The organism is Mycobacterium sp. TH-M15 (genome assembly GCF_057473705.1).
This window is the reverse complement of sequence record NZ_JBYCLB010000660.1, coordinates 1-4,284: the sequence shown is the minus strand read 5'-3', so window position 1 is coordinate 4,284 and position 4,284 is coordinate 1. Positions and strand designations below refer to the sequence as shown.

4 protein-coding genes and 1 riboswitch are annotated in these 4,284 nt (G+C 69.6%); of the genes, 2 read left to right on the top strand and 2 right to left on the bottom strand.

Annotated features, from left to right (window positions below):
* Together AC2VNT_RS16155 and AC2VNT_RS16150 are read left to right on the top strand one after the other, a co-directional pair.
* Positions 1–625 (top strand): NADP-dependent isocitrate dehydrogenase (locus tag AC2VNT_RS16155; RefSeq protein ID WP_486947815.1); only part of this gene is annotated, 625 nt, incomplete at its 5' end.
* A gap of 18 nt (positions 626–643) precedes the next feature.
* A riboswitch (cobalamin riboswitch) is annotated at positions 644–836 on the top strand.
* Positions 837–887: 51 nt separating this feature from the next.
* Positions 888–2,600, top strand: coding sequence for a PPE domain-containing protein (locus AC2VNT_RS16150; protein WP_486947816.1), 1,713 nt, complete (start codon positions 888–890; stop codon positions 2,598–2,600).
* A gap of 35 nt (positions 2,601–2,635) precedes the next feature.
* Here AC2VNT_RS16150 and AC2VNT_RS16145 read toward each other — a convergent pair whose 3' ends face one another.
* On the bottom strand, positions 2,636–3,202 hold the full coding sequence (locus AC2VNT_RS16145; RefSeq protein WP_486947814.1) for a DUF7676 family protein: 567 nt from the start codon (positions 3,200–3,202) through the stop codon (positions 2,636–2,638).
* Positions 3,195–4,043, bottom strand: coding sequence for a (2Fe-2S)-binding protein (locus AC2VNT_RS16140; protein WP_486947813.1), 849 nt, complete (start codon positions 4,041–4,043; stop codon positions 3,195–3,197). Before AC2VNT_RS16140 ends, AC2VNT_RS16145 begins: the two co-directional genes overlap by 8 nt.
* Positions 4,044–4,284 lie beyond the last annotated feature (241 nt).

Below are 4,284 nucleotides of genomic sequence, written 5' to 3'. Positions count from 1 at the left end.
CGGCCTGGACACGATCGCGGCCACCGGGAACATCCTGCGTGACTATCTCACCGACCTGTTCCCGATCCTGGAGCTGGGCACCAGCGCCAAGATGTTGTCGATCGTGCCGCTGCTGGCCGGCGGCGGGATGTATGAGACCGGCGCCGGCGGTTCGGCGCCCAAGCACGTCAAGCAGCTGGTCGAGGAGAACCACCTGCGCTGGGACTCGCTCGGCGAGTTCCTGGCGCTGGGGGCCAGCCTGGAGGACACCGGCCACAAGACCGGAAACCAGCGGGCCAAGATCCTGGCCGACACGCTGGATGCCGCGATCGGCACCCTGCTGGACAACAACAAGAGCCCGTCGCGCAAGACCGGCGAGCTGGACAACCGGGGCAGCCAGTTCTACCTCGCCCTGTACTGGGCGCGGGAGCTGGCCGCGCAGACCGACGACCCGGAGCTGCGCAGCCATTTCGCCAGGCTCGCCGACGCGCTCGGCGCCGACGAGGCCGCGATCGTGGTCGAGTTGAACCAGGTGCAGGGCAAGCCGGTGGACATCGGCGGCTACTACGCGCCGGACGCGGAGCTGACCACGGCGGTGATGCGGCCCAGCAAGACGTTCAATGCGGCGCTGGCCGGCGACGACTGACGGGTGCAGACTCGGCGGTTTCGTGATCGTCGCTGACGTGCGATAATCCCGCCGGTAAGGTGATGACGCTGTAGGAAGCCGGTGGAAATCCGGCGCGGTCCCGCCACTGTCATCGGGGAGCGACCCTCAACGCCACGGCCCCTGCGGGGTTGGAAGGCGAGGCGAGCGGTGATCCGAGAGCCAGGATACTCACGTCGTCGCAGGCTGCGACCCGGGGCGGAGTACCCCGAGAGAGCTGGCGTCCGTGATCGCACCGGTCTGGATGGGCGCACCCCCGGAGGTGCATTCGGCGCTGCTGTCGGCCGGTCCCGGCGCCGGCCCGATGCTGGCGGCCGCCGACGCCTGGCGGTCGCTGAGCGTCGAGTACGCCGAGGTGGCCGCCGAGCTCACCGAGGTGCTCAACGCCGTCGAAGCCGGGGCGTGGGACGGCCCGAGCGCCGAGGCGTACCTGGCCGCCAACCTGCCCTACCTGGCCTGGCTGATCCGGGCCGGCACGGACAGCGCGATCACCGCCGCCCAGCACGAGACCGCCGCCACCGCCTACGGCACCGCGCTGGCCGCGATGCCGACGCTGGCCGAACTCGCCGCCAACCACGCCAGCCACGCGGTGCTGCTGGCGACCAACTTCTTCGGCATCAACACCATCCCGATCGCGTTGAACGAGGCCGACTACGTCCGGATGTGGGTGCAGGCGGCCACCGTGATGACCGGCTACCAGGCGGTGTCCACGGCGGCGGCGGCGAGCGCGGCCGCGGCGAACCCCGGCCCGGCGCCGCGGGTGGTGAAGGCGAACTCGGCGGCGGCCCAGCCGGCCGCGGCACCGGCGCAGCCGCCGGCGTGGTTCGTGGAGTTAGGAAAATTCCTGCAAGGGCTGGTCCCACACCCGGCCTACCCCAACACCAGTGATTTCCCGCTGTACGCGGAGCTGAACACCTTCTTCGACAAGATCGGCTTCACCGGCGTCTGGGACCCGTTCTCCCATTTCTTCGCGGGACTCAACGGGTCGTCGCTGCTGCCGCCGCCCGGGGTACCCGGGTCGTGGCTGGCGTTCACCGGCAATCCACTGAGCTACCTGAACCCCGCGTCCATCGCCTACGTACTGTCGGTTCCGCTGGAGCCGGGATCCTACGCGGCGTTCACCAGCATCGTCATCGTCGACGACATGCTGGCAATCGCCTATACCGCGCTCTTCAATCCGCAGGGTCTTTTCCTGGTGGTGCCGTTGGCCACCGTCGAGATGGTGGGGTCCACGATCGGGAACACCGTCCAGCTGCTGCATTACCTGCTCACCCAGACGCTGCTGCCGGCGGTGCTGCCACTGTTGGCCAGTCCGGCGCTGCTGGCGCCGTCGGGACTGCTGGGGGGCCTCGGCGGGCTGGCGGCACTGGCCAGTCTGGCGCCGACGGCCGTGCCGATACCACCCGGGGCCGTCCCGCCACCGTTCGGCGGCGCGCTGGCCACGCCGCCGTCGTCGGTGCCCACCGGAGTTCCGGCGCCGGCCCAGGTGCCGACCGTGCCGGCTCCGCCGGCCACACCGCCGCCGGCCGCCCAACCGCCGACACCCGCCGGACCGCCGTCGGCGACCATGGATGCCTTCCTCTACCTGGTGGGCGACCTCGGCTCGGGCGCCCGCCGGTCCGCCGGTACCGACACCAGCACGCGGCAGGCGCCGCAGCCCGACGAAACCAAGGCGCCGCCAGCCGAGGTGGCAGCCGAGGAGCCGATTCGTCGGCGACGCCGACGGGTCAAAGATCAGATGCTCGGCCGGGGATACGAATACATGGACCTGGAGGACGAGCCCGCGGCATCGTCGCCGACCGAGGCTCCGGCCGCCGGGCCGCACGGTCTGACCGGAACCGCGCCTCGTGCGGCCACCGCACGACCGGCCGGGCTGACCGCGTTGGCCGGCGGCACGTTCGACGGTTCCGGCTCCATTCCGATGATGCCGAGCAGCTGGGGGGCCGAACCAGATTGACGCGCGGGTGGAGAAGCCCGGATCGGCGGATCGGCTCAGCCGCAGGTGATCCGGTGGCCGGTGCGGTCCAGCGGATCCGGCTCCAGGCCCTGGAATCGGCTGCGCAGCCGGTCCCAGAGCTCCAGTTGCTCCCAAGCCGGTTCGTCGCGGAGTCGCTGGTCGTTGGTGAGGAACGGGTTCGGCAGCATCACGGTCATCATCTGCTCGTCACGTCCGTTGTAGAGTCGGACGCCCCAGGATGAGGGGTCTCCGTCCCGGCCGAACCGGCGGTATAACTCAGCCCGTGCGCACTGGCGTACCTTGCGCATCTCCGGCGTGGTGTGCCGATGCTCCCCGATACACAGGTGGAAGTGCCAGCGCCCGAAGTCGACCGTCGCGTAACCGTCGAGCACCCGGATGCGTCTGGGGGCGTTGGGGGCCGCCACCTCCCATGCCGCGCCCTGCATGATGATGCCGAACCAGATTTCGTCCCAGTATTCGTCGAAGCACAGGTGTATCAGGTCCAGCAGGCTGTCCTGATCGGAGGGGATCGGCCAGTGCTGTTCGCGGCCGCCGTCTTCGGTCTCCGCGATGGGGGGATCGGTGATCGTGCTCTCAGTCATGCCAGTTCCTTCCTCGGGTGTTGCGGGGCCTGGGCTTTCCAGGGAGTGCGCAGTCGATGCACAATCGGCTACCGGGCGTGCGGTAGTAGAGACAGCAGCTGTTGCGTCGGTAGTCGGTGCCGTCTTCGGTGAAACTCACCGCGGTGGCCAACCGTTCGTCGGCGCAGAGCATGCGGCCAAGCCGCCACGCCGGACCGACACCCCCGCCGTGGTGACGGTCGAAGACACGGGCGGCGCCGAGCAGCGCTGACGCGGCGTTCCCGCAGAGCAGCTTCTCCGAGATCGGGCCGAGTCGGCGGGCGGCGACGGCGAGGGGCAAAAGGTGCGTGTCGTAGACGGTCGGCAGCAGCCTCGATGCCAGCTCACCGCCGGTCCGGCCGGTTGGGTTCGGCAGGTGCAGCCGGACCGACCCGTGTGATGCGCGGTACCAGAGTTGTTCGGGTGCCAGGTCGGGGAGTACGCCGTACCCGGCCACGGCGCCGAGCCCGATCGAGAACAGTCTCGCGGCGAAACCGAGGTAGAACGTCGATACCGCAACGAGCCGGTCCGGTGCCGCGATGCGCTCCGCAACACGATCGATGACGTCGGTGAGCAGCTGGGGATCGCGATAGAGCTGCCGTAATGGCCGCCAGCCGGGTTCTTCGAGCACCCCGGTGCCGACCGCGAAGTACGGATTGATCTCGGACAACTCCGAGAGCATCTGCTCGACTTCGGCTTCGGGAACGCTGCGTGCCGACGCTGCGGTCCGCGACCGCATCTCGTCCACCGAGCCGGATCTGCCCACCCGCTGCCCGGGCGGCACCGTGCGCGGTCCGTCGCCGCGCGCCGCACTAGCCGCCATGGGTGGGTGTCAACCTCCGGTCGTCGGGCGCGGTGTCGTGCGGATGCAGTCGACAGCAGCCCCGGCATCGTCGCCGCCTCACCGGCGCCATTGTCACACGCAGCCGGGTCGGCGGCTCGGGTTCGATGCGGGTGCCCGCAGTTGGGTTAGGACTCGCGCAGTAATTAGTTAGGTTTTCTGGTTTGGTGTGTCCACACTTGTGGTATGACGCTGCCAGCTGTGGACTCCGATTCGACCGCCG